A 26,509-nucleotide genomic window follows, 5' to 3' on the forward strand; every position below is an offset into this window, starting at 1 on the left:
CGAGCCGCTATTGGGTCTGTGGTGGGGTCCAGTTCTCTTCTACCGTCGTAGACATGACGAACTCCCTCGTCCCGCCCGCGGGTCCGCAACGCGTCCTGGCTCTCGCCCAGTTGACCAATGCCGTCGGTGACGGCGCCTTCCTGGTGACCTCGGCGTTCTACTTCACCGAGATCGTCGGGCTCTCCCCCGCGCGCGTGGGGCTCGGGCTGACCGTCGGATGGGCGGTCGGGTCGGTGGCGGGGGTGCCGCTGGGGCGGCTCGCCGACCGGCGCGGGGCGCGCGGTACGGCGGTGCTGCTGGCCATGGCGGCGGGGCTGGCGGTCGCGGCGTTCCTCTTCGTCCGCGGCTTCCTGCCGTTCGTCGCGATCGCATGCGCGTACGCCGCCGCGCAGTCGGGGCTGGCCGCGGCCCGGCAGACACTGCTGGCCGGGCTGGTGCCGACCGGGGAGCGCACAGGGGCACTGGCGTACCTCCAGTCGGCGTTCAACGCCGGTCTGGCGGTGGGCGCGGGGCTGGGCGGGCTGGCGATCCAGAGCGGGACCCGGGAGGCGTATCTCGCGGTGTTCGCGATGGACGCGGTGACGTTCGTGGTGTGTGCGGGCGTGTTGCTGCGGCTGCCTGGTGTGGCGGTTCGTGGTGGGGTCGTCCGTCGTGTGGCGGGGAACGGTGCCGGTCGGGTGGCCGGGGGCGTGGAGAAGCGTCACGGCGGCGGTGTCGTGCGCGATCGCCGCTACGTCGCCGTCACGCTCCTCAACACCGTTCTGCTGCTGCGGATGCCGCTGCTCAGCCTCGGGCTGCCGCTGTGGATCGCCGAGCGGACGAACGCGCCGACCTGGCTGGTGTCCGCGCTGTTCGTGCTCAACACCGGGGCCGTGATGGTGTTCCAGGTGCGGATGGCGCGCGGTGTCACGGGGCTCGCGTCGGCCACGCGCGCGGTGCGGCGGTCGGGGTGGGTCATGCTGGCGGCGTGCGGGGTGTTCGCGCTGTCGGCCGGTGCGTCGCCGTGGGTGGCCGCCGGGGTGCTGGTGGCCGGAGCGGTCCTCCAGGTCGTCGCGGAGATGGGGCAGTCGGCCGGCTCGTGGCAGCTGTCCTTCGACCTGGCGCCGGCCGACCGGGTCGGCGAGTACCAGGGGTTCTTCGGAACGGGCGTGACCGTGGCACGGACGCTCGGTCCCCTGGTGGTGACCACCCTGCTGATCGGTTGGGGGACCGCGGGCTGGCTGCTGCTGGGAGGGGTGACGCTGCTGGCGTCGTACGCCATGGGACCGGTGGCGCGCCGCGGCACCGCCTCCCAGCCGGAGGTCAGGCCGCTCCCGGTGCTCGTGAACTGACCGTCACCGGGAGCGAGTCCAGGAACAGGGCCCCCGCGAGCAGCCCGGCGCTGCCACGGGGGCTCCACGCGCGCGTGTGGAGGTCCTTGTCGAAGGCGACCAGGGCGGCGGCGCCGGCCTCGGTGGACGTGCCGCCCGCCTCCAGGATGCCGCGGGCGCCCGCCTGCACATGGCGCAGGCCGAGCGGGCCCGCGGCGTAGAGGAGTTCGGTGTCCTGGAGGGTGGACATCACGGTGAGCAGGGCGTCGAGGCGGGCCTCGGCCTCGGTGGCGCCCACCGCGCGTGCGGCGGCCAGGGCGTCCAACGCCCGCCGTACGTGCGGGAATCCGGCGCGGGCCTCGCCGCGCGCCCCGGCGGCGCCGTACTTCGCCGACACCGACGAGCCGTGGGAGGGCCTTCGCGGGGCGCGCTTGTCGGTGTGCCGGGCGATGCCCTTGGCGGCCTGCGCAATGTCCGTCGCCGCGGCGCCGGGACGCAGGGCGGCCGCGGCGACCAGCAGACCGAGGGCCCAGGTGGCGCCCCGGTGCCCGCCGCCCGCGAGGCCGACCGAGTGCTCGGTGCAGCGGCCGATCGCGCCCAGTTCGGTACGGAGTTCGGGCGTGGGTTCGCCGGTGCGGCGGGCGGCGGCGGCCATCGCCGCGAGGCCGGGCACGAGTGCCTTGGCCGACCAGCGCAGCAAGCAGTGGTCCCGGCGGGTGACGCGGGCGTCGAGGTCACGCGGATCGGGCAGCCCCGGCTTGGGAGCCAGGGCCAGCTGCCCGGTCAGCGCGGTCACGGCGGTCTGCGCCAGCGCTTCGTCCTCGCGGCTGCTCATGCCCGTGCCCTACGAGGATGCCGAGGCCGACGGGGAGGCGCTGTCGGTCGGCGGTTCGCCGGTCGGGGCGCCGCTGGGCGGGGTACCGCCCTCGCCGCCACCACCGCTCCCCGCGCCGGTGTTCTCGGCGTCGGGGTCGATGCCGAGGGTGAGGAAGCCCTTGTAGCCCTTGGACGGGTCCTTCTTGTGGACGGCCTTCAGCGTGAGCAGCCCGCTGGAGGCGCCGCCGCCGTCGTAGACCATGTCGTTGTCGAGGGTGGTGTAGCTGCCGGAGTGCTTCGAGTACGGCTCCAGGGTGAAGATCTCCTGGGCGATGTCGTCGTCGAAGAAGAACTGGCCGGTGTAGTTGACCTTGCCGCCCTCGTAGGTGCCGTCCTCCTTCTCGCCGCCGGTGTGGACCTTGACGTGGATGTGGCAGGTGCGCGGGGTGTACCAGCCCGGGAAGATCGTCTCGAACTTGACGACCCCGTTGGCGTTGGCGACCTGGTAGCCGCGCAGGTAGGTCCGGTCGTCGGCGGTCGAGCCGTCCTCGCTCTCGGCGGGGGCCGAGCCGCCGGGGTTGGCGGTGGTGTAGCCGGAGTAGTAGCCCCAGGCGTCGCAGTGCCAGATCTCCACGGCCGCGCCGGGCACCGGGGTGCAGCCGTCGGTGGCATCGACGACCGTGAGGCGCAGGGTCAGCGGGACACCGCTCTTGCCCTCGGCGATGTCCTTTCTGACCAGGGCGCCGTCGAGGTAGTACGGCCCCTCGGTGACACTCGTCATGAGCGTCATGCACGCGCTGCTCGTGCTGGTGCTCGTGGCCGAGGCGGTGGCCGTCGTCTCGGCGCCGGTCTCGGTGTCGGCGAAGGCCGACTGGTAACCGGCGAGGGCGAGGCCGCCGGCGGCGACCGTGCCGCCGGTCACGGCGATCGCCCGGCGCCTGGTGATCGTGTTGTCCTTGTGGTTTCCCGTCATGATCCGGAACTTATGGACGGCGTCCGTCAGGAAGATGGGCAGACGCTGAGAGCCGCCTGTGAATGCTGAGGAAGCTGAAATCCGGGCCTCGGGGTGCTCTTCGGGTCCGGCCCGCCACCCGTGCTCTGCTCACACCGCCATCAGCGGCGCGTCCTTCTTCCACTTGAGGATCTTGTCGAAGCTCACCACGGCACCGCCCCGGCCCGGCTTGTTGCCGATGTGGACGTGGTCGGCGAGTTCCTGGATCAGACAGAGCCCGCGGCCGTTCTCGGCCTCGCTCGGGGCGCGCCGGACCGCCTGGGTGGGGCGGCCGAAGCCGGGGCCCGAGTCGGCGACCTCGATACGGCACTTCTCGCCGTCCAGATAGGCGGTGACGCGATAGGCCTCGGAGGTGCCGCCGTGGCCGGTGTCCCCGCCGTGCTCGACGGCGTTCGCGCAGGCCTCGCTGAGGGCCACGGAGAGGTCGTAACAGACATCGGGGTCGACGCCCGCGGTCTCCATGGTGCCGAGCAGCAGCCGGCGCGCGAGCGGAACGCTCGCGGCCTCGCGGCGCAGATGGAGTGACCACCAGATGCTCATGCTCCAGCCTCCTGGCCGCGGCTCGACATACCGTTACCTATTGCCGCCAGTCGCCGGGTGTAAGCACAGAGTTGACGTGACGCCGCCCATATGGGGGATGCGTATCGGGCGGTGTATGGGGTATGTGGGGGCGGTTCGTATCAGAGGGTGATCTTTCGGTCGTACGACTCGTACGTCATCTTGTGGACCTGCCGCATGGCCGCCGTACGGCCAGTGCGATGATGAGCCCGCCATGTCTGCCCCCCACCAGCGCGCCGGAGCCGATCTCCGGGTCCTGCGGGCCGCGGTGTTCGCCGCGGTCTGTGTCGTGCTGGCCGCGGCCGGGCACACGATGGCCTCCTGCATGGCCGTTCCGCTGTGGACGCTGGGCGCCGGATTCCTCGGGGTCCTCGCGGTCACGGCACCACTCGCCGGACGGGTGCGCTCGCTCCCGGGCATCGCCGCGCTGCTGGTGGCCGGACAGACCGTGCTGCACGCGCTGTTCGGGCTGGGGCAGCACAGCATGGCGGCTCAGTCGTCGATGTCCACGTCCGCGATGTCCTCCATGCCGTCCATGTCCTCCACGGTGTCCGACGCCTCGCTGGTGGAGCAGGCCGCACGACTGGTCTGCGGGACAAGCGTGGCGGCGATCAGCCCCACCCAGGCGGTCCGGATCCTCACCGAGGCGCGCCTCTACCCGGACCCGCACACGCATCACGTGGCGGACACCATGGCCACCGGCTCGTCCGTCTCGCTGCTGCCCTCCCTGCCGATGCTGCTCGGCCACGTCCTCGCGGCCCTCGCCGCGGGCTGGCTGCTGCGCCACGGCGACCTGGCCCTGCTGCGGCTGGCCGAACTCTCGGCGCACGGCGTCGCGGAGGGCACGCTCGTACGGTCCCTGCGCGGGGCGCTCGCCCTGGTGCGCGCTCTGCGGGCCGGGCTGCCGGGGACACCGGTCGCCGCTCCTCGTGTGCCGCGCACCGATCCGCTCGCGCCGCCCGAGCCTCGTACGACCGCGCTCCGGCACGCGGTGATCAGGCGCGGCCCGCCGGCCACCGACGGTCTCGTTCTCGCCGCCTGACACGACGCGCACACCACTTCCCCGATGCCGAGGGAGGGGCGCCGCCGTCGTGCGGCCACACGCGCGTGCCCCTGTTTCCGAGTGATCGGGCACCTCTGCGCGCGCGTACCCCTCTTCAACTCCGAACATCACACGCGAAGTGGAGTGCTCCCTTTCATGAAGTCTTCTCGTCTCGCCGTCACCGGTGCCATTGCCGCCACCGCCGTCGTCGTCCTGTCCTCCCCCGCGTTCGCGCACGTCACCGTGCAGCCCGAGGGCAGCGCAGCCAAGGGCGGTTACGCGGTCATCGACTTCAAGGTGCCCAACGAGCGCGACAACGCCTCGACGACCAAGCTCGAGGTGAACTTCCCCACCGACCACCCGCTGGCCTCCGCCATGCCCGAGCCGATGTCCGGCTGGGACATCAAGGTCACCAAGTCCACGCTGGCCAAGCCCATCGAGCTGCACGGCAAGAAGATCTCCGAGGCCGTCTCCAAGATCACCTGGACCGCCGACGGCAAGGGCATCCAGCCGGGCTTCTTCGAGAAGTTCCCGGTCTCCGTGGGCACGCTGCCCGAGGACACCGACGAACTCACCTTCAAGGCGATCCAGACGTACTCCAACAAGGAGGTCGTCCGCTGGATCGAGGTCGAGCAGGAGGGCCAGGAGGAGCCCGAGAACCCGGCCCCGGTGCTGGAGCTCTCGGCCGCCTCCGAGGACGGCCACCACGGCGCCTCGGCGACCGAGGAGGCCTCCGACGACTCGGCGGACGACGCCGAGAAGGCCGCCGCCACGACGGCCGCCCCCGCCGACAGCAGCGACACCACCGCGCGCGTGCTCGGCGTGGTCGGTATCGCCGTCGGCGTGGTCGGGGTCGGATACGGCGTGCTCGCCGGCCGTCGGCGCACCAGCGCCGACGCCTGAGATCCAATGAATCCGCGCGGGGCACCGGGGTCGTACGGCCTGTCCGCACGACCCCGGTGCACCCCGGAACCTTCACATCTGGGACATTTTTCTATGCGCAAGAAGACGTTCGCCGCGGCCGCGCTGCTCGCCGCCGCCTCCCTGACGCTGACCGCCTGCGGCAGCGGTGACGACAGCAACTCGCCCGTCGCGGTGGTCTCCGAGGAGACGAGCTCCGACAAGGCCGCCACCGTCCTCGACAAGCCGTTCGAGAAGCCGGACCTCGTCCTCACCGACACGACCGGCAAGAAGTACGACCTGCGCGAGCAGACCAAGGGCCACCCGACGCTGATCTACTTCGGCTACACCAACTGCCCCGACGTCTGCCCGCTGACGATGAACAACGTCGCCGTCGCCAAGAAGCAGCTGAGCAAGGCACAGCAGGACGAGCTGCGCGTCGTGTTCGTCACCACCGACCCCGACCGGGACACCGCCAAGGAACTCGGCAAGTGGCTCAAGGGCATCGACCCGCAGATCGTCGGCCTGACCGGCGACTTCGCCACCATCCAGGCCGGCGCCCGCACCCTCGGCATCTCCGTCGAGCCGCCGCACAAGGACAAGAACGGCAAGATCGTCTCGACCCACGGCACCCAGGTCGTCGCCTTCTCACCGAAGACCGACGGCGGATACGTCCTCTACGGCGAGGACGCCACCGTCGACGACTACACCAAGGACCTCCCGAAGATCGTCAAGGGGGAGAACCCGTGATCGCCGTACGGCGGCTCACCCCCGCGGCGCTGGTCGGGGCGCTGGTCGGGGCGGCCGCCCTGACCGGCTGCTCGGACTCCGGCTCCGGCTCCGGCGACGCGCGGGCCGAACTGTCCGTCAGCGCCGCCTACATGCCCCAGCCGGTCTCCGACTCCATGGCGGCGGGCTTTCTCACCATCACCAACAAGGGCGGCTCGAAGGACGACCTGACCTCCGTCACCAGCGACGTCGGCCAGGTCACCGTCCACGAGACCGTCGACTCCTCGATGACCGAGGTCAAGAGCCTCGACGTGCCCGCCCACGGACGACTCGAGTTCAAGAGCGGCGGCAACCACCTGATGTTCGAGAACCTGAAGCGCAAGCCCGAACAGGGCGACACGGTCTCCCTGAAACTGCACTTCACGAAGTCCGATCCGGTCACCGTCGAGATGCCGGTGAAGTCCGCGACGTACAACCCGAAGACCGGGCACTGAGGGAGGGACCACCGTGACACCGACCATCGCCCCCCGCGTCCGGATCCTGGTGCTGCTGCTCCTCGCGGCCACCGGACTGCTTTTCGCCGGCGCCGGACCGGCCTCCGCGCACGCCGCGCTCACCGGCAGCGACCCCCAGCAGGGGGTGGTGGTCGACAAGGCCCCGAGCCAGGTCTCGCTCACCTTCTCCGAGAAGGTCGCGATGTCCGACGACTCCCTGCGGGTCCTCGACCCCAAGGGCAAGCGCGTCGACAACGGCAAGCCGACCGACGTCAGCGGCACCACCTACGCCGTCCAGCTGCACAGCGGACTGCCCGACGGCACCTACACCGTCACCTACCAGGTCGTCTCCGAGGACAGCCACCCCGTCGCCGGGGCCTACACGTTCTCCGTCGGCGCACCGTCGAAGACCACCGTCTCGGCCACCGTCCAGACCGCCGGCGGCGGAATCGTCGGCTGGCTCTACGGCTTCGGACGCTACGTCTCCTACGCCGGGTTCATCGTCATGGTCGGCGGCGCCGCCTTCGTCCTGGCCTGCTGGCAGCGCGGCTCCGGCGTGCGGGCCCTGCAACGGCTCGTGGTCTCCGGCTGGCTCGCGCTCACCTCGGCCACGCTTCTGCTGCTGCTCCTGCGCGGCTCGTACACCGGCACCGGCAAGGTCGGCGACGTCTTCGACCTGAGCCTGCTCGGCGACGTCCTCCAGACCAAGACCGGCGCCTCCCTGGTCTCCCGGCTGCTGCTGCTCGCCGCGGCCGCACTGTTCATCGCCGTGCTCTTCGGGGCGTACGACAAACGCGAGGGCCAGGAGAAACGGGACCTCACCTTCGGGCTCGCGATCGGCGGCACCGTCGTGGCCGCCGGGCTCGCCGCGAGCTGGGCGATGGCCGAGCACGCCTCGGTCGGCCTCCAGACCGCGATCTCGATGCCGGTCGACGTGCTGCACCTGCTGGCCGTCGCCGCCTGGCTGGGCGGGCTCACCGCACTCCTCGTGACCCTGTACCGGGCCGACACCCCGATCGAACGCGCCGCCGTACGGCGCTTCTCCCGCCTCGCCTTCAGCAGCGTCCTCACCCTCGTCGCCACCGGCACCTACCAGTCGTGGCGGCAGCTCGGCTCCTGGTCGGCCTTCACCGACACGACGTACGGGCAGCTGCTGCTCGTCAAGATCGGGCTCGTGACGCTGCTGGTGGGGATCGCGTGGATCTCCCGGCGGTGGACGGCACGGCTGGCGGACACGGTGCCGGAGGAGGCCTCGGAGGAGGCCGCCGAGCCCGCGCAGGAACGGGAGAAGGAGCACGTCGGTACAGGCGGCGCGACGGGCGGCGACTCCCAGCGGGCCGCCCAGCTCGCCCGGCAGCAGGCCGCCGTCGACACGGCACGGCAGAAGCGGCGCCGCGACGCCGACCCCGAGCGCTTCGGACTGCGCCGCTCGGTGCTCGCCGAGGCGAGCGTCGCCGTCGTGCTCCTCGCCATCACCACCGTGCTGACCCAGACCGAGCCCGGGCGCACCGAGGAGGAGGCCAAGGCGGCCACGTCGTCGTCCTCTTCCTCGTCCTCCTCCGACACGTCCTCGGGCGCCCTGACCCTCGACATGCCGTTCGACACGGGCGGCGAGGACGGCAAGGGCCTCGTGCGGATCGACCTCGACCCCGCGCGCGTGGGCGCCAACGAGATGCACGTCTATGTGGAACGCCCCAATGGGAGCGGCTTCGACGTACCCGAGGTGAAGGTGTCCTTCACCCTGGAGTCCAAGGACATCGGGCCACTGCCCGTCGCCCCCGACCACATCACCACCGGCCACTGGTCGGCGAGCGGCATCCAGCTCCCCATGGCGGGCGACTGGAAGATCGCGGTGACCGTGCGGACCTCCGACATCGACCAGACCACCGTCTCCAAGAACGCGCAGATCGGCTGAACCACCATGGCTGACCAGTCCATCCCGGAGGCCCGCACTCCCGAGATGCCACTCAATGACGGCGTTTCCGAAACCGCCCCCCTGAAGGGGGGCGTTTCGCGGCGCCGACTGCTCGGGACCGCCGGTGCCACCGGGCTGGTGCTCGGCGCGGCGGGCGGGGCCGTCGGGTACGCCGCCCGGCCCGCCGAGGCCACCCCGCTGAGCTCGGTCGGCGCGGACGAGGTGATGTTTCACGGGAAACATCAGCCCGGCATCCTCCAGGGCCTCCAGGCCCGCGGCCACCTCGTCGCCTTCGACCTGGCCGCGGGCGCGGGCCGCAAGGGCGCGGCCGCACTGCTGCGCCGCTGGTCGCACACAGCCCAGCGGCTGATGGCGGGCGAGGGAACGGCGTCCCACGACACGGACGTCGCCCGCGACGCCGGGCCCTCCTCGCTGACGATCACCTTCGGCTTCGGGCACAGCTTCTTCGCCCGGACCGGCCTGGAGAAGCAGCGTCCAGTCGCCCTGGACCCGCTGCCGGACTTCTCCTCCGACCAGCTCGACAAGGCGCGCAGCAACGGCGACCTGTGGGTCCAGATCGGCGCCCACGACGCCCTGGTCGCCTTCCACGCCCTGCGCGCGATCCAGAAGGACGCGGGAAGCGCGGCGAAGGTCCGCTGGCAGATGAACGGCTTCAACCGCTCCCCGGGGGCCACCGCCCACCCCATGACGGCCCGGAACCTGATGGGCCAGATGGACGGCACCCGCAATCCCAAGCCGGGCGAGCCCGACTTCGACCAGCGGATCTTCGTACCGTCCTCGACGGACCCGTCCTGGATGGCGAACGGCTCCTACGCCGTCGTACGCCGGATCCGCATGCTCCTCGACGACTGGGAGCAGCTCTCGGTCTCCGAGCAGGAGAACGTCATCGGGCGCCGCAAGGCGAACGGGGCGCCTCTGTCCGGCGGTTCCGAGACGACCGAGATGGACCTCGAGAAGACCGACGCCAAGGGCGACCTGGTCGTCCCGATCAACGCCCACGCGCGGATCACCCGGCCCGACCAGAACGGTGGCGCGGCGATGCTGCGGCGCCCGTTCTCCTACCACGACGGCATCGACGCCGACGGGGTGCCGGACGCCGGGCTCCTCTTCGTGTGCTGGCAGGCCGATCCGCTGCGCGGCTTCGTCACCGTGCAGCGCAAGCTCGATCGCGGTGACGCCCTGTCGAAGTTCGTCCGGCACGAGTCGAGCGGGCTGTTCGCGGTGCCGGGCGGGGCGGCGGAGGGGGAGTACGTGGGGCAGCGGCTGCTGGAGGGGTGACCCGGCGCGGTTCACGCGAACGCCCGGGGCCGTCCGCGGTCACGCCGGTTCACTCAGCGGTGGGGCTGTCGTGAGACGTGTGCGTCAGGTTTGGCAAGGCCCATTAGGGTGAGGCCATGCCAGCGAGCTATGCGTATCTCGGTCCTGAAGGCACCTTCACCGAGGTCGCCCTGCGCACCCTTCCGGAGACGGCCACCCGGGAGCTGATCCCTTACGTGTCCGTGCAGTCCGCGCTCGACGCGGTCCGCGCGGGTGAGGCAGAGGCCGCGTTCGTGCCGATCGAGAACTCCGTCGAGGGCGGCATCACCACCACCCTCGACGAGCTCGTCGCGGGCACGCCGCTGATGATCTACCGCGAGGTGCTGCTGTCGATCACCTTCGCTCTGCTTGTCCGTCCCGGCACGAAGCTGTCGGAGATCAAGACGGTCTCCGCCCACCCGGCCGCCCAGCCGCAGGTGCGCAACTGGCTGAAGAAGAACCTCCCGGACGTCCACTGGGAGTCCGCCGCCTCGAACGCGGACGCCGCCCGGCTGGTCCAGGAGGGCCAGTACGACGCCGCCTTCGCGGGTGAGTTCGCGGCCGCGCGGTACGGCCTGGAGGCGCTGGAGACCGGGATCCACGATGCGGAGAACGCGCAGACCCGGTTCGTGCTGGTGGGCAGGCCCGCCCGGCCCGCGGCCCCGACCGGCGCCGACAAGACGTCCGTCGTGCTGTGGCAGCGCGACGACCACCCCGGTGGCCTGCGCGACCTGCTGGGCGAGTTCGCCACCCGCGGCATCAACCTGACGGTGCTCCAGTCCCGGCCCACCGGTGCCGGGATCGGCAACTACTGCTTCTGCATCGACGCCGAGGGGCACATCTCCGACCGCCGGGTCGCCGAGGCCCTGATGGGGCTCAAGCGGATCTGTCTCGATGTGCGGTTCCTCGGCTCGTACCCGCGTGCGGACGTGACCGCGGCCGATGTGCGGGCGCCGCTGCGCGGGACGTCGGACGACGAGTTCGTGGCGGCGTCGGACTGGGTGGCGCGCTGCCAGGACGGACGTTTCTAGTCCGTTCCCGGCATGTTCAGGGAGCGTTTCCGTCCGTTCCTACCTGCATATTTTCGTTATCCACAGGAGTTATCCACAGGGCACCGTCTCGACCTGGGGACAAGTCGACACGGAAGCGCCACCTAGTCGACAAATCGCCCTACGGCACCCAACCTCGTCCACAGCCCCACAGGTCACCCTTCGTCCACCTGTTTCCTTCGATCAATCCTTTGGAGCGACCCATTTCCACCCGAAAGTGAGCGGGAAGCGGGTTTGGCTCGGGAATTCTCCGTCCTTCATGTCCGAATCGGAATGATCACTTCCGACGTCCACAGATCTTTCGCACAGGCTGTGGATAACTCATTCGGGTTGTGGATTGCTGTGGACGGAGACGCCTCCAAGTCCCGCTCTCCACAAGGGAGTCCGGTCAACCCGGCGCCCGGAACCTGATCCGTTCCAGGGAGTGAGACACCTTATATTGACACGGTGTGCAATTCCCCCATAACGGTACGTAAGACGTAGTTCGGAATAGCGAGTCGTGGGCTCTCACCAGGCACCGGTAGCCTTGGCCGCGTGATTGACCTTCGCCTGCTCCGTGAGGACCCCGACCGAGTGCGCGCCTCGCAGCGCGCCCGTGGAGAGGACGTCGCGCTCGTCGACGCCGTCCTGTCCGCCGACGAGCGGCGCAGGTCCTCCGGCGCCCGCTTCGACGAGCTGCGTTCCGAGCAGAAGAACCTCGGCAAGCTCATCCCCAAGGCCTCCGGCGACGAGAAGGCCGAGCTGCTGAAGAAGGCGGGCCAGCTGGCCGCCGACGTCAAGGCGGCCGACGCCGAGCAGCACGAGGCCGACGAGGAGACCAAGCGCCTCGCCCTCCAGCTCGGCAACCTCGTCCACCCCGACGTGCCCGTCGGCGGCGAGGAGGACTTCGTCGTCCTGGAGACGCACGGCACCATCCGCGACTTCGGCGCCGAGGGCTTCGAGCCCAAGGACCACCTGGAGCTCGGCGAGTCGCTCGGCGCCATCGACGTCGAGCGCGGCGCGAAGGTGTCCGGCTCCCGCTTCTACTACCTCACCGGTGTCGGCGCGCTCCTGGAGCTCGCCCTCGTCAACGCGGCGATCGCGCAGGCCACCGAGGCCGGCTTCATCCCGATGCTCACCCCCGCGCTGGTCCGCCCGCGCGCCATGGAGGGCACCGGCTTCCTCGGCCAGGCCGCGGAGAACGTGTACCACCTGGAGAAGGACGACTACTACCTGGTCGGCACCTCCGAGGTCCCGCTCGCCGCGTACCACATGGACGAGATCCTCGACGCCGACAAGCTGCCGCTGCGCTACGCCGGCTTCTCGCCGTGCTTCCGCCGCGAGGCCGGCACCTACGGCAAGGACACCCGCGGCATCTTCCGCGTGCACCAGTTCGACAAGGTCGAGATGTTCTCGTACGTGGCCCCCGAGGACGCCGAGAACGAGCACCAGCGGCTCCTGGACTGGGAGAAGCAGTGGCTGACCGGCCTGGAGCTGCCCTTCCAGGTCATCGACGTGGCCTCGGGCGACCTGGGTGCCTCCGCCTCCCGCAAGTTCGACTGCGAGGCGTGGATCCCGACCCAGGGCAAGTACCGCGAGCTGACCTCGGCCTCCAACTGCGACAGCTTCCAGGCCCGGCGCCTGTCGGTGCGCCAGCGCGACGGCAAGAAGGTCCAGCCGCTCGCGACGCTCAACGGCACGCTGTGCGCCGTGCCGCGCACCATCGTGGCGATCCTGGAGAACCACCAGCAGGCCGACGGCTCCGTCTACGTGCCGCCGGTGCTGCGTCCGTACCTGGGCGGCCGTGAGGTTCTGGAGCCGGTCGCCAAGTGACCGGGCCCTTCCCCTACCGGCTGATCGCGACCGACCTCGACGGGACGCTCCTGCGCTCCGACGAGTCGGTCTCGCAGCGCACGCGTGCCGCCCTCGAGGCGGCGACCGAGGCCGGTGCCGCGCACATCGTGGTCACCGGCCGCGCGGTGCCCTGGACCCGGCACATCCTCGACGACCTCGGCTACCAGGGCCTCGCGGTCTGCGCCCAGGGCGCGCAGGTCTACGACGCCGGCGAGCACCGGCTGCTGACGGCCGTGACCCTGGACCGGCAGCTGGCGAAGGTCGCCGTAGCGAAGATCGAGGCCGAGGTCGGACCGCTGTTCCTGGCCGCGAGCCGGGCCGGACTGGACGGCGAGCTGCTGGTGGGACAGGGGTACGCGTTCGCCGGTGACGTTCCGACGACGCCGTTCACGGACGCGGCGGACCTCTGGTCGGACCCGCTGAACAAGCTCTACATACAGCATCCGGAGCTGTCGGACGACGAGCTCGCGGAGGTCTCCCGGCAGGCCGCGGGCGGCTTGGTGTCGGTCGCGATGGCCGGTGCGGGCATCGTCGAGCTGCTCCCGCTGGGGCTGTCGAAGGCGACGGGACTGTCGCTGGCGGCGCGCCGGCTGGGCGTGAAGGCCGCGGACACGATCGCCTTCGGCGACATGCCGAACGACGTGCCGATGTTCGGGTGGGCGGCTCGGGGTGTGGCGATGGCCAACGCGCACGAGGAGCTGAAGGCGGTGGCCGACGAGGTGACGTCCTCGAACGACGAGGACGGTATCGCTGTGGTTCTGGAGCGTCTGCTGGGCTGAGGCCGTCCCAGCGAGCGCGTCTTGCGGAGGATGCACGGATCGAACGTGCGCGGGGTTTCCCCCGACCGCGACTCGCTTTTGATCGAGCACAGCGCAAGCCGGTGCCTTGCCTCTCGGCCAATCCTCCGGGTGGGCGGCCCACGCGAGAGCGACATCGCGTGCTCGAAGCGGCCGCCCCGGACAGCTCGTGTGCGGGGAGGGTTCGACGGTGGCGTAACTACACCGGAACCTGCCGCGGGCTGCCCTGACGGGAGCTGGACGTACTGTCGTGCATCGACATCGCCCGGCTCCTCTCCCAGAACGTGGCGCCGGAGTCACTCTCCGGCGTGGACACAACCATCGTGCCTGTACGCCGAGTTGGGCGCCACTGATTAAATTCGTCCGGGTGTTCGCCTACCGCCGCCACCACTTGCGGCGCGCCTTGCTGAAGAACCAGCCCGCGGGCGGCTCGTCGGAGCGCCAGGGCTGCGGCTCGGGCTGCTCGCCGCGCCAGCGGGCGGCGAGCATGCGGGCCCGGGCGGACGGCTCGGAGGTCTCCGCTGAGCGTATGAAGTCCTCGTCCAGGACAAGGTCGTCCCAGGTGTCGTCTCCGGACCGGGCCCGCCCGTCGTAGTGCGCGTCCGCCATCCCCGTTCCTCCTAGCAGGTGTTTCCCCGGTATCTCAGTCTGCCCGGACCGAGGTGAAGCCCCGGTCAATAAGACCGGCGTCTACTCCTCGCCCGCCAGCGTCAGCGTCCGCAGCTTCTGTCCCGCGTACCAGGTCGCGAGGACGGTCACCGCGACCAGCAGCACCGTGGCCGTCGTCAGCCCGACGTCCGAGGTGACGAGGTCTCCGCCGGCGACCTTGTGGGCCACGGCCAGCGACCACTGCTGGACGCTGAGGGTGCGCGCCCCGGCGACCAGGGAGCCGAACAGGGCCTCCCAGACGAGGGCGTAGACCAGACCGAAGACCACCGCGTGCCGGGACACCGTGCCGAGCAGCAGGAACAGCGCGGCGTAGGCGATGGAGGAGACCAGCGCGGCCACGGTGTAGGCGACGGCGATCTGCTGGCCGTTGCCGTTGAGGATGAACCCGGCGATCAGCGTCGGCAGGGCCGAGAACACCATCGTCACCGCGATCGCGACGATGAGCTTGGTGAAGATGATCGTGGGGCGTTTGATCGGCTTGGACAGCAGGTACACCACCGAGCCGTCGTCGATCTCCGGGCCGATCGCGCCGGTGCCGGCGATGACGCCGATGATCGGCACCATCGTGGCGAGCGCGAGTCCGCCCAGGAGGTCGGAGGCCGTCTGGTCGTCGGCGCCGACCAGGGCGCGCACGATCACGGCGATCACGATCAGCAGAGCGGGCAGGGCGCCCAGGATGAGGGCCCGGCGACGGCCGAGCAGGGCTCGGTAGGTGAGTCGGGCGACTGTGGGGTCGTACATCTTCGGCCTCCTACGCCGCGACCAGGTACGAGAACACGGACTCGAGGGACTCGTCGGACGGCGAGACCGTGAGCAGCCGGATGCCGTGGTCGCGGGCGACCTTGGGCAGCAGCGTGGTGAAGCGGCCGAAGTCGACGGCCTGAATGCGCAACGCGCCCTCCGCCAGGTCGACTTCGATGCCGGACGTCGACGGGTCGGCGATCAGCGCGGCCGCGAGCGCGCGGTCGTCGCTGGAACGCACCAGATAGCGGTGCGGGCGGTCGGTCATCAGGCGGCGGATCTTGCGGAAGTCACCGCTGGCCGCGTGCCGGCCGGCCACCACGACCTCGATGTGCCAGGCGAGTTGCTCGACCTCTTCGAGGATGTGGGAGGAGAACAGGACCGTGCGGCCCTCGTCGCCCATGCGCCGCAGCAGATCCATGAGCTGCATGCGCTGGCGCGGGTCCATGCCGTTGAAGGGCTCGTCGAGCAGGAGCAGCGACGGGTCGTGGACCAGGGCGGACGCCATCTTCACGCGCTGGCGCATGCCCTTGGAGTACGTCTGGATCTTGCGGTCCTGCGCGTACTCCATCTCGACCGTGGCCAGCGCCTTCTGGGCGGCCTTGGCGCCCAGGCCGTGCAACTCGGCGTTGGCGACGACGAATTCGCGGCCGGTGAGGAAGTCGTACATCGCCTCGCGCTCGGGGACGATGCCGATGTGCTTGTAGATCTCCTCGTTGCGCCACACCTGCTGGCCGTCGAGGGTGACGGTGCCGGTGGACGGGGCGAGGAAGCCGCCCATCATGTTGATCAGGGTGGACTTGCCGGCGCCGTTGGGGCCGAGGAGGCCGGTGACGCCGGGGCCTATCGTCATCGTGATGTCGTTGACGGCGACCACGTTGCCGAACCAGCGGGAGACATGGTCGATCTGGAGCGTGGTCACAGTCCCACCTTCTTGTAGCGGCGGATCAGCAGGCCGTAGCAGGCGGCGATGAGGCCGAGGACGGCCAGGACGTAGACCACGCCCTCACCGTTCGACGGGCCGACGGCGCCCGGGAACGCCGAGGTCGCGCCCAGGAAGGCGGTCTGGAGTCCGTCGATCAGCGTGACCGGCGAGAACAGGCCGATCCACGGGACGGCGCTCGAACTGCCCTGGGCGTCGGCGATGGCCTGGAGCGTGGAGACCGCGCCGTAGGAGATCGTCATGACGGCGATCACGGCCGCGATGCCGAAGCCGCGGCGCGGGGTGACCGACGCGATGACCAGGCCGATGCCCGCGAAGAGCAGCGAGAGCAGGGCCACGGAGACCAGTCCCTGCGCGAATCCCTTGGTCTGGTCGGCGAAGTCCAGCTTGGCGAGCAGCGCGCCCACGTAGAGGACGAGCAGCGGGGCCGCCGTGAGGATGAACATGGCCGTGGCCAGCGCCGCGTACTTCGCGCGGACGTAGTCGGCGGTCTCGATGGGCCGCGAGAAGTACAGCGGCACGGTCTTGAAGCGCAGGTCGCGCGAGACGGACTGGGGTGCCTGGGAGGCGATGTAGAGGCTGATGACGGCCTGCATGACGATCGCGTAGCGCGTGTAGTCGACGGGCAGGTCGTTGGCCTTGGTGGCGACCGCGACGGCGACCATGATGGCCGCGGGCACGCACATCACCACGAACAAGAGCATCGGCAGCACCTTGGACTTCACCGAACGGCCGAGACCGTAGGAGCCGCGCAGGGACTGCGAGTAGAGCGAGCGGGTCGCGTAGGAGCGGCCGAGCCGGGGGCCGTCGTAGGTGCGGTAGCCGATGTTGTGGATGCGGGTCTGGTCGCCCGAAGGGGCGGTGACCGGGTGTTCAACTGCCATGGCCGACGGCCTCCTTCCGCTGCTCGTCGCTGTCGTTGAAGACCTCGGAGATGTGGTGCCGGCGCTGCTCCATGCGCACCAGGCCGAGGCCGAGGTCGGCCACCGCGTCCCGGACGACGTCGTACGTCTCCTCGCCCTGCGCGGTCAGCAGCAGGACATGGCCGGCGCCCGGCAGGCCGCTCGCGGAGTCGAGAACCTCCACCCCGCGCGCGTGGAGCGCCTCGCGCACCGCGCGGGTGCCGTCGGGGTGCTCGTCGGTGTCGGTGACCTCGATCGCGAGGGTGGTCGTGGTCTGGGTGAAGTCGGTGGTGGAGCTGGAGCGCAGCAGCTTGCCGCCGTCGACGACGACCACGTGGTCGCAGGTGCGTTCCAGTTCGCCCAGCAGGTGCGAGGTGACCAGGACCGAGATGCCGAAGTCGGTGTAGATGCGCCGGATGAGGCCGAGCATGTCGTCGCGGCCGACCGGGTCGAGGCCGTTGGTCGGCTCGTCCAGGAAGACCAGCTGCGGGTCGTGGACCAGGGCCTGGGCCAGCTTCACGCGCTGCTTCATGCCGGTCGAGTAGCCGCCGATGGGTCGATAGCGCTCCTCGTACAGCCCGACATGGCGCAGTGTGTCCGCGGTCCGCTCGCGCGCGGCGGCGGGCGGCAGGCCGGACATGCGCGCCATGTGGACGACGAACTCGGTCGCCGAGACGTCGGGCGGCAGACAGTCGTGCTCCGGCATGTACCCGACACGCTCACGGATGGCGCCGCCCTTGGTGGCGACGTCGAGCCCGAGCACTTCGGCACGGCCCTCCGTGGCGGGGGACAGACCCAGCAGGATCTTGATCAAGGTGGACTTGCCGGCTCCGTTGGCTCCGACGAGTCCGGTCACACCGGGCCCGACGTCGACGGAGAGCCGGTCAAGCGCGGTCACCCGGGGGAACCGCTTGCTCAGGCTTTCGGTCGCGATCACAGTCACGTCTTAGACGGTAGTGACGCGGACCACGCCGGTCGTCACACCCCAGAGCTGTCTTCGGGTCAGACTCCAGACGTACGGGCCCGTAGGGGATGCCATGCCTGAGAGCTACGCCGGGCGTTTTCCACAGGCCGCGACCCGGCTATTGACGCTGCCTCTAACAACTGTCACATTCGCTGATGTCAAGTTACGGACACGTAGCGCAGTCGGTGCGGACCGGGTGGGGCGGAGTGGCATGACGACGGCAGTGGCACAGGAACGGACCGCGCGGCTGCGGGGGTTCAGGAAGGTCCAACGGCTGGCGTACGAGTGCGCAGAAGCCGTCGCGGCCCGTCTGGAGCCCGGGGTGACCGAGCGCGAGGCGGCGCGGATGCAGCGCGAGTGGCTGCGCGAGCGCGGCGTGCGCGACTGGTTCCACCTCCCCTTCGCCTGGTTCGGGGACCGCACCGCGTTCGTGAACTTCCGCGTCCCGCTCCAGTTCTTCCCCACCAACCGGCGACTGGAGCCGGGGATGCCGTTCATCCTCGACATGGCCCCGGTCTACGAGGGCTTCACGGCGGACATCGGCTACTCCGGCTCGCTCGGCATCAACCCCGTGCAGGACAGACTGATGGACGACCTCCGGGCACACCGCGAGCTGATCCTGAGCGAGGTGCGCGAGCGGCGGTCGCTGCGGGAGATCTACCAGGACGTGGACCGCCTCATGGTCCGCCAGGGCTACGCCAACCGGCACCGGGCGTACCCCTTCGGCGTGATCGCGCACAAGGTGGACCGGGTACACGAACGCCGCTGGTCACCGAAGGTCTTCGGATTCGGCACACAGGCCCTCAAGGGCCTGGCGGCCGACGCGCTGCACGGCCACCGCGAGGGCTGGTCGCCGCTGTGGTCGCCGTACCGCTTCTCCGACCATCCCCCGCAGCCGGGCCTGTGGGCGGTCGAACCCCACCTCGGCTTCCGGGGCACGGGAGCGAAGTTCGAGGAGATCCTCGTCGTCACCGACTCCAAGGACCCCGAGCAGAGCGCCTTCTGGCTCGACGACGACCTGCCGCACGTACGGCGCTGGGCGGAGGGGACGTGACGGTGCCACGGGGAACACGGAGGCGGAGGGGACAGACCGGAATGGTTCTCAAGGGTGCCCGAGGGCGGAAGGACGTGACCGACATGACGGTCGAAGGCGCGCGGGAGCGCCGGGTGCGCAGCGGCGACGTCGAACTGTGCGTCGCGGAACTGGGCGACCCGTCGTGGCCGACCGTCGTCCTGGTGCACGGCTATCCCGACAGCAAGGAGGTGTGGTCGGGGGTCGCCGCACGGCTGGCGGACCGCTTCCACGTCGTGCTCTACGACGTCCGGGGCCACGGCCGGTCCACCGCCCCGCAGCCGCTGCGGGGCGGGTTCACCCTCGAGAAGCTCACGGACGACTTCCTGGCCGTCGCCCACGCGGTCAGCCCGGACCGGCCGGTGCACCTGGTGGGACACGACTGGGGCTCGGTACAGGGCTGGGAGTTCACCACGGTCCGGCGCACCGAAGGCCGCATCGCCTCCTTCACCTCGATGTCCGGACCGTCCCTGGACCACTTCGGGCACTGGATCGACCGCCGCGTCAAACGACCCACCCCACGCCGCGTCGGCCAACTCCTCGGGCAAGGCGCCAAGTCCTGGTACGTGTACGCGCTGCACACACCCGTGCTGCCCGAACTGGCCTGGCGCGGCCCCCTCGGCAGAACCTGGCCGCGCATCCTGGAGCGCGTCGAACACCTCCCCCGCGACGGCTACCCGACCTCGTCCCTGCCGACGGACGCGGCGCACGGGGCATGGCTGTACCGGGACAACGTCCGGGCCCGACTGCGGCGCCCGCGCGGGGACGCGTACGCGCACGCACCCGTGCAGCTCATCACGCCCCTCGGGGACGCGTTCCTCTCCGAGCGGCTCTACGACGAACTGGACCAGTGGGTCCCGCAGTTGACCCGGCGCACTCTCCAGGCCCGGCACTGGATACCGCGCACCCGGCCCGACCAACTGGCCTCCTGGATCAGCGAGTTCGTGACCTCCGTCGAAGGCGGCAGGCCCGAGCCCGTCACGGTCACCGGCAAGTACGCCGACCGCTTCGGCGGACAGCTCGTGCTGGTCACGGGCGCGGGCAGCGGCATCGGACGGGCGACGGCGTACGCGTTCGCCGAGGCCGGCGCGCGCGTGGTCGCCGTCGACCGGGACCCGGAGTCCGCCACCCGCACCGCCGAGATGTCCCGGCTGCTCGGCGCGCCCGAGGCCTGGGCCGAGACCGTCGACGTCTCCGACGAACAGGCCATGGAGAAGCTCGCCGCGAAGGTCGCCGCCGAGTACGGAGTGCTGGACGTCCTGGTGAACAACGCCGGGATCGGCCTGGGCGGCTCCTTCCTCGACACCACCCCCGCGGACTGGAAGAAGGTCCTCGACGTCAACCTGTGGGGCGTCATCCACGGCTGCCGGCTGTTCGGGAAACAGATGGCCGAACGCGGCCAGGGCGGCCACATCGTCAACACCGCGTCGGCGGCCGCGTACCAGCCCTCCAAGGCACTGCCCGCCTACAGCACCTCCAAGGCCGCGGTGCTGATGCTCAGCGAGTGCCTGCGCGCGGAGCTGGCCGGACAGGGCATCGGGGTGAGCGCGATCTGCCCCGGCTTCGTGAACACCAACATCACCTCGACCGCGCGGTTCGCCGGGGTGGACGCCGCCGAGGAGAAGCGGCGCCAGAAGAAGTCGGCACGGCTGTACGGACTGCGCAACTACCCCCCGGAGAAGGTCGCCGACGCGATCCTGCGGGCGATCGTACGCAACGAGGCCGTGGTCCCGGTGACACCCGAGGCACGCGGCGCCCACCTGCTGTCCCGCCTCGCACCAGGCGCGCTGCGGGCGATCGCCCGACTGGACCCACCGCTGTGAGGTCCGGAGCGGTGCGCGGGTGCCGGGGGCCGTGGCGGGTTCGGGGGCGGGCGGGGAGCGGGCTTCGGGCGGCTGAGGGGCGGGCGGGGGCTGGGGGGGAAGGGCAGGCGGGGGCAGGCGGGTAAGAGGCGGGCGGGGCCGGACCGGGGCGGGTGAGGGGCGGCGGGTGATCGCCGTGCAGGACAGGGCCGGGCAAGCTCAGGGCTGAGCACGTCAGGGCTGAGCAGGTGCCGGTGCATGGCGGGCAGACGGGCGAGCCGGCGCAAGGGGTACGGACGGAGGTCGGGCCTGTGAGCGGTGTTCAGGGCGGTCCGGTGGGCGGTGGCCACGGCGGTCCGGTGGGCGGCGGTCCGGCGCTCCGGATCGAGGATCTCGCCCACCTCAGCGGCGCCACCGTCCGCACCATCCGCGCCTACCAGGACCGCGGCCTCCTCCCCCGCCCCGAGCGTCGCGGCCGCGCCAACCTCTACTCCGACGCCCACCTCGTCCGGCTGCGTCAGATCGCCGAGCTCCTCGACCGCGGCTACACCCTGGCCTCCATCAAGGAGCTCCTGGAGGCCTGGGACGCCGGCCGGGGGCTGGGCGGGGTGCTCGGGCTGGTCGCCGAGGTCGACGGACCGTGGAGCGACGAGGAGGCGGTACGGATCTCGCGCGCGGAGCTGGAGGAGCGGTTCGGCGGGGCTCCCGATGCCGTGGCGGTCGCCGACGCCGTGGAGCTCGGCGTCCTGGAGCCGGTGCCCGGCGACGAGGACTCCTTTCTCGTGCCGAGTCCCCAAGAGCTCGCCGTGGCCGTGGAGTTGCACGCGGCGGGAGTACCGCTGTCCGCTATATCAGGGCACCTAAGGGAGTTGAGGGGTCAGGTCGAGCACATCGCCGCCCGTTTCCTGGAGTTCACCACCGAGCATGTCTTCGCCCGCTACCTCGACGGCACCCATCTTCCGACCGACACCGACGCGGCCGAGGCGGCCTCCCTCGTACGCCGCCTCCGGCCGCTCGCCCAGCAGACGGTGGACGCGGAACTCGCCCGTGCGATGCGGCTGTTGGCGGTACGCCATCTCCGGCAACGGTTGGCCGCGGGCGAGGGGGCGTCGGAGCGTCCCGCGTCACGCTCCGTGGTCCTGCCCGAGGAGACAATGCGGGCGGTGGAGGGTCTGGTTGGGGCGGAGGGCGCGGCGGAGTTCATCGCGCTGGCGGCTGAACGGGAGGTGCGCGCACGGGGGTTGGATGCGCTCACGTCAAAGTGGCGGCCCCCAACCGATCTTGACGAAGGGGGCTGACATGACAGGGAGTTGTCCACAGAAACGCCAAGTAGCCTGTGGATAACTACAGTTGGTTGTGGATCAAACCTCAACGCCAAAACAAAATGCGTGACCCGTGTCTCTCCCGTCATGCTGAGCGGATGGACGAAAGACGCACCGTGAAGGTGTCGAAGTACCTCTCCAAGCACCTCCGCCACCAGCCCGAGCGGATCGGACTCACCCTCGACGAGGCCGGCTGGGTCGAGATCGACGTACTGATCGCCGCGGCCACCGCGCACGGCTTCCGGTTCACCCGGGACGAGCTGGACCATGTGGTCGCCGCCAACGACAAGAAGCGCTTCGCGGTCGACGGCACCCGTATCCGCGCCAGCCAGGGCCACAGCATCGACGTCGACCTCGGCCTGCCCCCGGCCACCCCGCCGCCGTACCTCTACCACGGCACCGTGGCCCCCTACCTGGACTCCATCCGCGCCGAGGGCCTCAGGCCCATGAACCGGCACGACGTCCACCTCTCGTCCGACCGTGAGACGGCGACCCGGGTCGGAGCCCGACGCGGCCGGCCCGTCGTGCTCTCCGTTGACACCGGTGCGATGCACCGAGACGGCCATGTCTTCCACGTCAGCGCGAACGGGGTGTGGCTGACCAAGGCCGTACCCCCGCGATATCTGCGCTTTCCCGAGTCGCACTGACCCCCTGCTGCCCCGCCCTCGGGCATGATCAGTGGTATGGACCATCTGCCCACCACGGAGGCCGCCGTCACCGCGCTGCGCGCCCTCGCCGCCGAATACGCCCTCGAGATCGAGGTGACCCACGACATCGGCGCCGATCAGACCTCGCGCCGCACCGCCGCGGGTATCGGCGTCACCGCGGACCCGGACGGCTCCCTGCCCCATGAGGCCTACGTCGAGCTCGGCGGTCGCCCCCGGGTCGACGTCCGGCTGTTCCCGGACGACGACGCACTGATCACCGTGGACGGCGTCGAATGCCCGGACGTGGCCCGCGACGACGTGCCCGCCTTCCTGCGTGCCGTCTACGACGGCCACGCCTGGGTCAAGACGCGCCGCTTCCCGCCGGGCAACCATCTGATGGTCCCGCTGCCGGGCGACCGCGTGCACAAGGAGTTCATCCTCGTCGGGCTCAGCCCATGGCTCAGCGGCCGGACACGATGACTGACGGTCACTGTTTCACGTGAAACCCGTTCGGCCGCATACGCTCGAACCATGAGTCTGCGTCTGAGCACCGTGATCCTCCCGTACCGCCGCTGGCACGAGGGGGGCCGCGAGGCATGGCAACGCGCGGAGCAGCTCGGCTTCCACGCCGCGTACACCTACGACCATCTCTCCTGGCGCAGCTTCCGGGACGGCCCCTGGTTCGGTGCAGTCCCGACACTCACCGCCGCCGCGGCCGTCACCGACCACCTGCGACTGGGCACCCTGGTGACCTCGCCGAACTTCCGGCACCCGGTGACCCTCGCCAAGGAACTGATCTCCCTGGACGACGTCTCCGGCGGCCGGATCACCCTCGGCGTCGGCGCGGGCGGCACCGGCTTCGACGCCACGGTCCTCGGCCAGGAGCCGTGGACGCCGCGCGAGCGGGCCGACCGGTTCGGGGAGTTCGTGCAGCTGCTCGACCGGCTGCTGTCGGAGGACGGCAAGGACGGTGTCTCCTACGAGGGCGACTTCTACTCGGCGCACGAGGCCCGCAACATCCCGGGCTGTGTGCAGCGGCCCCGGCTGCCCTTCGCGGTGGCGGCCACCGGACCGCGCGGGCTCCGGCTCGCCGCCCGTTACGGGCAGGCGTGGGTGACCACCGGCGACCCCAGGCTGTACGAGAACGGCACTCCTGAACAGTCGATTCAAGCCATTCGCGGACAGGTCGACAAGCTCGCCGATGCCTGCGCGGAGATCGGCCGTGACGCCAACGGTCTCGACAAGATCCTCCTCACCGGTTTCACCCCGGACCGGGCCCGCCCGTTGCAGTCGCTCGACGCGTTCGTGGACTTCGCGGGCCGGCACCGGGAGTTGGGCTTCACGGAGATCGTCGTCCACTGGCCGATCCCCGACTCGGACTTCGCCGCGGACGAGAAGGTCTTCGAGCAGATCGCCATGGAGGCTACGGCACAGCTGAACCGAAGCGACGGAGCGTGATCGTGCCGGTGGGGGCGGTTACCACTCACATGTGCGGGCTCCCGCACGACCGTGCGGGCATATGCGGGAGAATGAGCGCGTGACCTCAGCGACTCGACAGCCCGAGACCCCGGCCGCCACCGTCCCGCCGCGACTGATAGCCACGGACCTGGACGGCACCCTGCTGCGCGACGACAAGTCCGTCTCGCCGCGCACGGTCGCGGCCCTCGCCGCCGCCGAGGAGGCGGGCATCGAGGTCTTCTTCGTCACCGGCCGTCCCGCCCGCTGGATGGATGTCGTCAGCGACCACGTCCACGGCCATGGCCTGGCGATCTGCGGAAACGGCGCCGCCGTGGTCGACCTGCACGGCGGCCCCGGCGCCCACCGGTTCGTGAAGGTGCGGGAGCTGGCGCGGGACAACGCCCTGGACGCCGTACGCCTGCTGCGGGACGCGGCGCCGGGCACGGTCTACGCGGTGGAGCAGACGTACGGCTTCCATCAGGAGCCGGACTATCCGAAGCTGCACATGGAGATCCCCGACGAGCTCCAGCCCGCCGAGAAGCTGCTCGCACCGGACGGTCCGGGCGGTGATGAGCCGGTCCTGAAGATCCTCGCGTTCCACCCCACGCTCGACCCGGACGCCTTCCTCACCCTCGCCCGTCTCGCCATCGGTGAACGCGCCAACGTCACCCGCTCCAGCCCCAGCGCCCTGCTGGAGATCAGCGGCCCCGGCGTCTCCAAGGCCAGCACCCTCGCCCTGTGCTGCGCCGAGCGCGGCATCTCGCACGAGGAGGTCGTCGCCTTCGGGGACATGCCGAACGACGTCGAGATGCTGACCTGGGCGGGACAGTCGTACGCCATGGGCAACGCGCACCCCGACGTGATCGCCGCGGCCTCGGGCCGGACGGTCGCCAACAACGAGGACGGGGTCGCGGTCGTGATCGAGCGGATGCTGGCGGAACGCCTGTAGCCGGTCAGCGGCCGGTGGTCGGTGGTCGGTGGTCGGTGGAACGCCTCCGGTCAGCCCGTTCGTCCGTACGGTCAGCCGAGGGGTACGCCCCGAGCCGCCAGCCACGGCACCGGGTCCAGCCCCGATCCCAGTTCCGGCGTGACCCGTACCTCGAAGTGCAGGTGTGGTCCGGTGGAGTTGCCGGTGGTGCCGGACTGGCCGATCCACTGCCCCGGCGTCACCAGGTCACCCTGGTCGACGGTGACGGCGGCGAGATGCGCGTACTGCGTGTAGTAGCCCCCCGCGTGCTCGATCACCATCTCGATGCCGAAGGGGCCCCCGCAGGACACCTTCACCACCCGGCCCGCGCCGACCGACCGCACCGGCGTGCCGATGGGCACCGCGAAGTCCTGCCCGGTGTGCCGGTTCGCCCACCGCGAGCCACCGCTGCCGAACCCCGCGGACAGTTCGTAGACCTCCACCGGCGCGACCCATCCGCCTGTGACCTGCGTCGGAGGCTGGTCCAGCCGTACGGCACCACGGCACGCACCCGCCGCGACCGAGGCGTCCGCCTGCCCCTGCAACTGCCAACGGGCCTCCTCGAGCTTCTGCTCGATGTCCTTCTTCAGACGCGCGAGCTCGACGTTCCGCTTCTCCAGCGACTGCCACGCCGCGGCGGCCTTCGCCTCGTCCTTCTCCAGCTGTGCCTCCGCGCGTCTGCTCTTCTCGATGGCGTTGTTCACGGCCAGGTTCGCCTGGGAGAAGACCTGCTGACCACGCATCAGCTCGTCTGCACTGCCGGCCAGGATGATCTGGGCGGTCAGCGGAAGGTTGCCACCGTTGCGGTACTGGGCCCGCGCGATCCGGCCCAGATCCCCGTGCATGACGGCGATGCCGCGCCGCTCCCGGTCGAGCAGCGCCTCCAACCGCTGCGCCTCCGCCCGCTGCACCTCCGCCTCCAGCCTCCCCTTCTCGTACTGCTGCGTCGCCACCGCCGCGTCCTCGTAGAGGCGGACCACCTGCGCGTTGATCCCGGGGTCACCGCCGTCGCGCCGCTTCTCCACGGCGTCGGTGGGGCGAGCCGCGAGCACGGCCAGCGCACACAGCACAGCCGGAAGGAGCAGGGGGTGGCGGCGGGACAGTCGCATGCCAGCGATCGTGACCCCGGGCGCGGGACGACGGCACGTTCAGGGCGTACAGCCGGGGGAACGACAGCTCCGTTCGGGGGAGTCCTACGTCCGAACAGGCGTCCCCGGGATCGCGGTTGACGGCTCGTCACCGTCTACGTC

Annotated in this window: 26 protein-coding genes and 1 tRNA gene; 17 read left to right on the forward strand and 10 right to left on the reverse strand. The window is 70.7% G+C overall.

The features are described 5' to 3' along the window. The first annotated feature begins 53 nt into the window (after positions 1-53). Entirely contained in the window at positions 54-1,331 is a 1,278-nt protein-coding gene (locus ABKA17_RS14505; RefSeq protein WP_353692445.1) for an MFS transporter, read from the forward strand. Here the strand turns inward: ABKA17_RS14505 and ABKA17_RS14510 are convergent. The 3 genes from ABKA17_RS14510 to ABKA17_RS14520 form a co-directional block, all read right to left on the reverse strand. After that, positions 1,303-2,145 carry a triphosphoribosyl-dephospho-CoA synthase gene (locus ABKA17_RS14510; protein WP_353692446.1) on the reverse strand — a complete coding sequence of 281 codons (843 nt, stop codon included), beginning with the start codon at positions 2,143-2,145 and terminating at the stop codon, positions 1,303-1,305. The genes ABKA17_RS14505 and ABKA17_RS14510 overlap by 29 nt on opposite strands. Before the next feature lie 9 nt (positions 2,146-2,154). Then, complete coding sequence (locus tag ABKA17_RS14515; protein ID WP_353692447.1) at positions 2,155-3,099, reverse strand: intradiol ring-cleavage dioxygenase; 945 nt, start codon at positions 3,097-3,099, stop codon at positions 2,155-2,157. A gap of 129 nt (positions 3,100-3,228) precedes the next feature. After that, on the reverse strand, positions 3,229-3,678 hold the full coding sequence (locus ABKA17_RS14520; RefSeq protein ID WP_353692448.1) for an ATP-binding protein: 450 nt from the start codon (positions 3,676-3,678) through the stop codon (positions 3,229-3,231). Positions 3,679-3,910: 232 nt separating this feature from the next. Between ABKA17_RS14520 and ABKA17_RS14525 the strand changes: the two genes are divergently transcribed. The 9 genes from ABKA17_RS14525 (at position 3,911) to ABKA17_RS14565 (ending at position 13,754) form a co-directional block, all read left to right on the forward strand. After that, positions 3,911-4,738 (forward strand): hypothetical protein, encoded by an 828-nt coding sequence (locus tag ABKA17_RS14525; RefSeq protein WP_353692449.1) that lies wholly within the window; start codon positions 3,911-3,913, stop codon positions 4,736-4,738. Between the two features lie 156 nt (positions 4,739-4,894). Further along, the gene (locus tag ABKA17_RS14530) at positions 4,895-5,641 is read left to right on the forward strand and encodes a YcnI family copper-binding membrane protein (protein ID WP_353692450.1); all 747 of its coding nucleotides are present in this window, start codon (positions 4,895-4,897) and stop codon (positions 5,639-5,641) included. A 93-nt stretch (positions 5,642-5,734) separates the two neighbouring features. Continuing rightward, positions 5,735-6,388, forward strand: a complete 654-nt coding sequence (locus ABKA17_RS14535) for an SCO family protein (RefSeq protein WP_353692451.1) — start codon at positions 5,735-5,737, stop codon at positions 6,386-6,388. Then, positions 6,385-6,861, forward strand: a complete 477-nt coding sequence (locus ABKA17_RS14540; protein WP_353692452.1) for a copper chaperone PCu(A)C — start codon at positions 6,385-6,387, stop codon at positions 6,859-6,861. The genes ABKA17_RS14535 and ABKA17_RS14540 overlap by 4 nt, the downstream gene beginning before the upstream one ends. Before the next feature lie 13 nt (positions 6,862-6,874). After that, positions 6,875-8,776, forward strand: coding sequence for a copper resistance CopC/CopD family protein (locus ABKA17_RS14545; RefSeq protein WP_353692453.1), 1,902 nt, complete (start codon positions 6,875-6,877; stop codon positions 8,774-8,776). Between the two features lie 6 nt (positions 8,777-8,782). Next, positions 8,783-10,075, forward strand: coding sequence for an iron uptake transporter deferrochelatase/peroxidase subunit (efeB, locus tag ABKA17_RS14550; protein ID WP_353692454.1), 1,293 nt, complete (start codon positions 8,783-8,785; stop codon positions 10,073-10,075). Positions 10,076-10,191: 116 nt separating this feature from the next. Beyond that, a complete protein-coding gene (gene pheA / locus ABKA17_RS14555; RefSeq protein ID WP_353692455.1) occupies positions 10,192-11,124 on the forward strand; it encodes a prephenate dehydratase in 933 nt (310 codons plus the stop codon). 552 nt (positions 11,125-11,676) lie between these two features. Beyond that, positions 11,677-12,954 (forward strand): serine--tRNA ligase, encoded by a 1,278-nt coding sequence (serS, locus tag ABKA17_RS14560; protein ID WP_353692456.1) that lies wholly within the window; start codon positions 11,677-11,679, stop codon positions 12,952-12,954. After that, positions 12,951-13,754 carry an HAD family hydrolase gene (locus tag ABKA17_RS14565; RefSeq protein WP_353692457.1) on the forward strand — a complete coding sequence of 268 codons (804 nt, stop codon included), beginning with the start codon at positions 12,951-12,953 and terminating at the stop codon, positions 13,752-13,754. Before serS ends, ABKA17_RS14565 begins: the two co-directional genes overlap by 4 nt. Before the next feature lie 24 nt (positions 13,755-13,778). On the opposite strand, the gene ABKA17_RS14570 is transcribed toward ABKA17_RS14565, so the two are convergent. The 6 genes from ABKA17_RS14570 to ABKA17_RS14595 form a co-directional block, all read right to left on the reverse strand. Next, a tRNA-OTHER gene (locus tag ABKA17_RS14570) sits at positions 13,779-13,881 on the reverse strand. Between the two features lie 266 nt (positions 13,882-14,147). Continuing rightward, a complete protein-coding gene (locus tag ABKA17_RS14575) occupies positions 14,148-14,381 on the reverse strand; it encodes an SGM_3592 family protein (protein WP_353692458.1) in 234 nt (77 codons plus the stop codon). A gap of 81 nt (positions 14,382-14,462) precedes the next feature. Further along, positions 14,463-15,182: an ABC transporter permease gene (locus ABKA17_RS14580; protein WP_353692459.1), complete on the reverse strand. Its 720-nt coding sequence runs from the start codon at positions 15,180-15,182 to the stop codon at positions 14,463-14,465. A gap of 10 nt (positions 15,183-15,192) precedes the next feature. After that, positions 15,193-16,104 carry an ABC transporter ATP-binding protein gene (locus ABKA17_RS14585; RefSeq protein ID WP_353692460.1) on the reverse strand — a complete coding sequence of 304 codons (912 nt, stop codon included), beginning with the start codon at positions 16,102-16,104 and terminating at the stop codon, positions 15,193-15,195. Next, positions 16,101-17,009 carry an ABC transporter permease gene (locus tag ABKA17_RS14590; RefSeq protein ID WP_353692461.1) on the reverse strand — a complete coding sequence of 303 codons (909 nt, stop codon included), beginning with the start codon at positions 17,007-17,009 and terminating at the stop codon, positions 16,101-16,103. The genes ABKA17_RS14585 and ABKA17_RS14590 overlap by 4 nt, the downstream gene beginning before the upstream one ends. Continuing rightward, a complete protein-coding gene (locus ABKA17_RS14595) occupies positions 16,999-17,964 on the reverse strand; it encodes an ABC transporter ATP-binding protein (RefSeq protein ID WP_353692992.1) in 966 nt (321 codons plus the stop codon). The genes ABKA17_RS14590 and ABKA17_RS14595 overlap by 11 nt, the downstream gene beginning before the upstream one ends. Positions 17,965-18,202: 238 nt before the next feature. Between ABKA17_RS14595 and ABKA17_RS14600 the strand changes: the two genes are divergently transcribed. From ABKA17_RS14600 to ABKA17_RS14630, 7 genes are all read left to right on the forward strand, one after another. Beyond that, a complete protein-coding gene (locus tag ABKA17_RS14600; protein WP_353692462.1) occupies positions 18,203-19,045 on the forward strand; it encodes a M24 family metallopeptidase in 843 nt (280 codons plus the stop codon). An 83-nt stretch (positions 19,046-19,128) separates the two neighbouring features. Continuing rightward, entirely contained in the window at positions 19,129-20,886 is a 1,758-nt protein-coding gene (locus ABKA17_RS14605; RefSeq protein WP_353692463.1) for an SDR family oxidoreductase, read from the forward strand. Between the two features lie 338 nt (positions 20,887-21,224). Beyond that, complete coding sequence (locus ABKA17_RS14610; RefSeq protein ID WP_353692993.1) at positions 21,225-22,163, forward strand: MerR family transcriptional regulator; 939 nt, start codon at positions 21,225-21,227, stop codon at positions 22,161-22,163. A 122-nt stretch (positions 22,164-22,285) separates the two neighbouring features. Next, entirely contained in the window at positions 22,286-22,834 is a 549-nt protein-coding gene (locus tag ABKA17_RS14615) for an RNA 2'-phosphotransferase (protein ID WP_353692464.1), read from the forward strand. Between the two features lie 36 nt (positions 22,835-22,870). Further along, positions 22,871-23,314 carry a hypothetical protein gene (locus ABKA17_RS14620; RefSeq protein WP_353692465.1) on the forward strand — a complete coding sequence of 148 codons (444 nt, stop codon included), beginning with the start codon at positions 22,871-22,873 and terminating at the stop codon, positions 23,312-23,314. A 51-nt stretch (positions 23,315-23,365) separates the two neighbouring features. Further along, entirely contained in the window at positions 23,366-24,292 is a 927-nt protein-coding gene (locus ABKA17_RS14625) for an LLM class flavin-dependent oxidoreductase (RefSeq protein WP_353692466.1), read from the forward strand. A gap of 79 nt (positions 24,293-24,371) precedes the next feature. Beyond that, positions 24,372-25,241 carry a Cof-type HAD-IIB family hydrolase gene (locus ABKA17_RS14630; RefSeq protein WP_353692467.1) on the forward strand — a complete coding sequence of 290 codons (870 nt, stop codon included), beginning with the start codon at positions 24,372-24,374 and terminating at the stop codon, positions 25,239-25,241. 71 nt (positions 25,242-25,312) lie between these two features. Here ABKA17_RS14630 and ABKA17_RS14635 read toward each other — a convergent pair whose 3' ends face one another. Next, a complete protein-coding gene (locus tag ABKA17_RS14635; RefSeq protein WP_353692468.1) occupies positions 25,313-26,368 on the reverse strand; it encodes a peptidoglycan DD-metalloendopeptidase family protein in 1,056 nt (351 codons plus the stop codon). Between the last annotated feature and the right edge of the window lie 141 nt (positions 26,369-26,509).

Source organism: Streptomyces sp. RG80 (assembly GCF_040446465.1).
Taxonomy (GTDB): Bacteria; Actinomycetota; Actinomycetes; order Streptomycetales; family Streptomycetaceae; genus Streptomyces.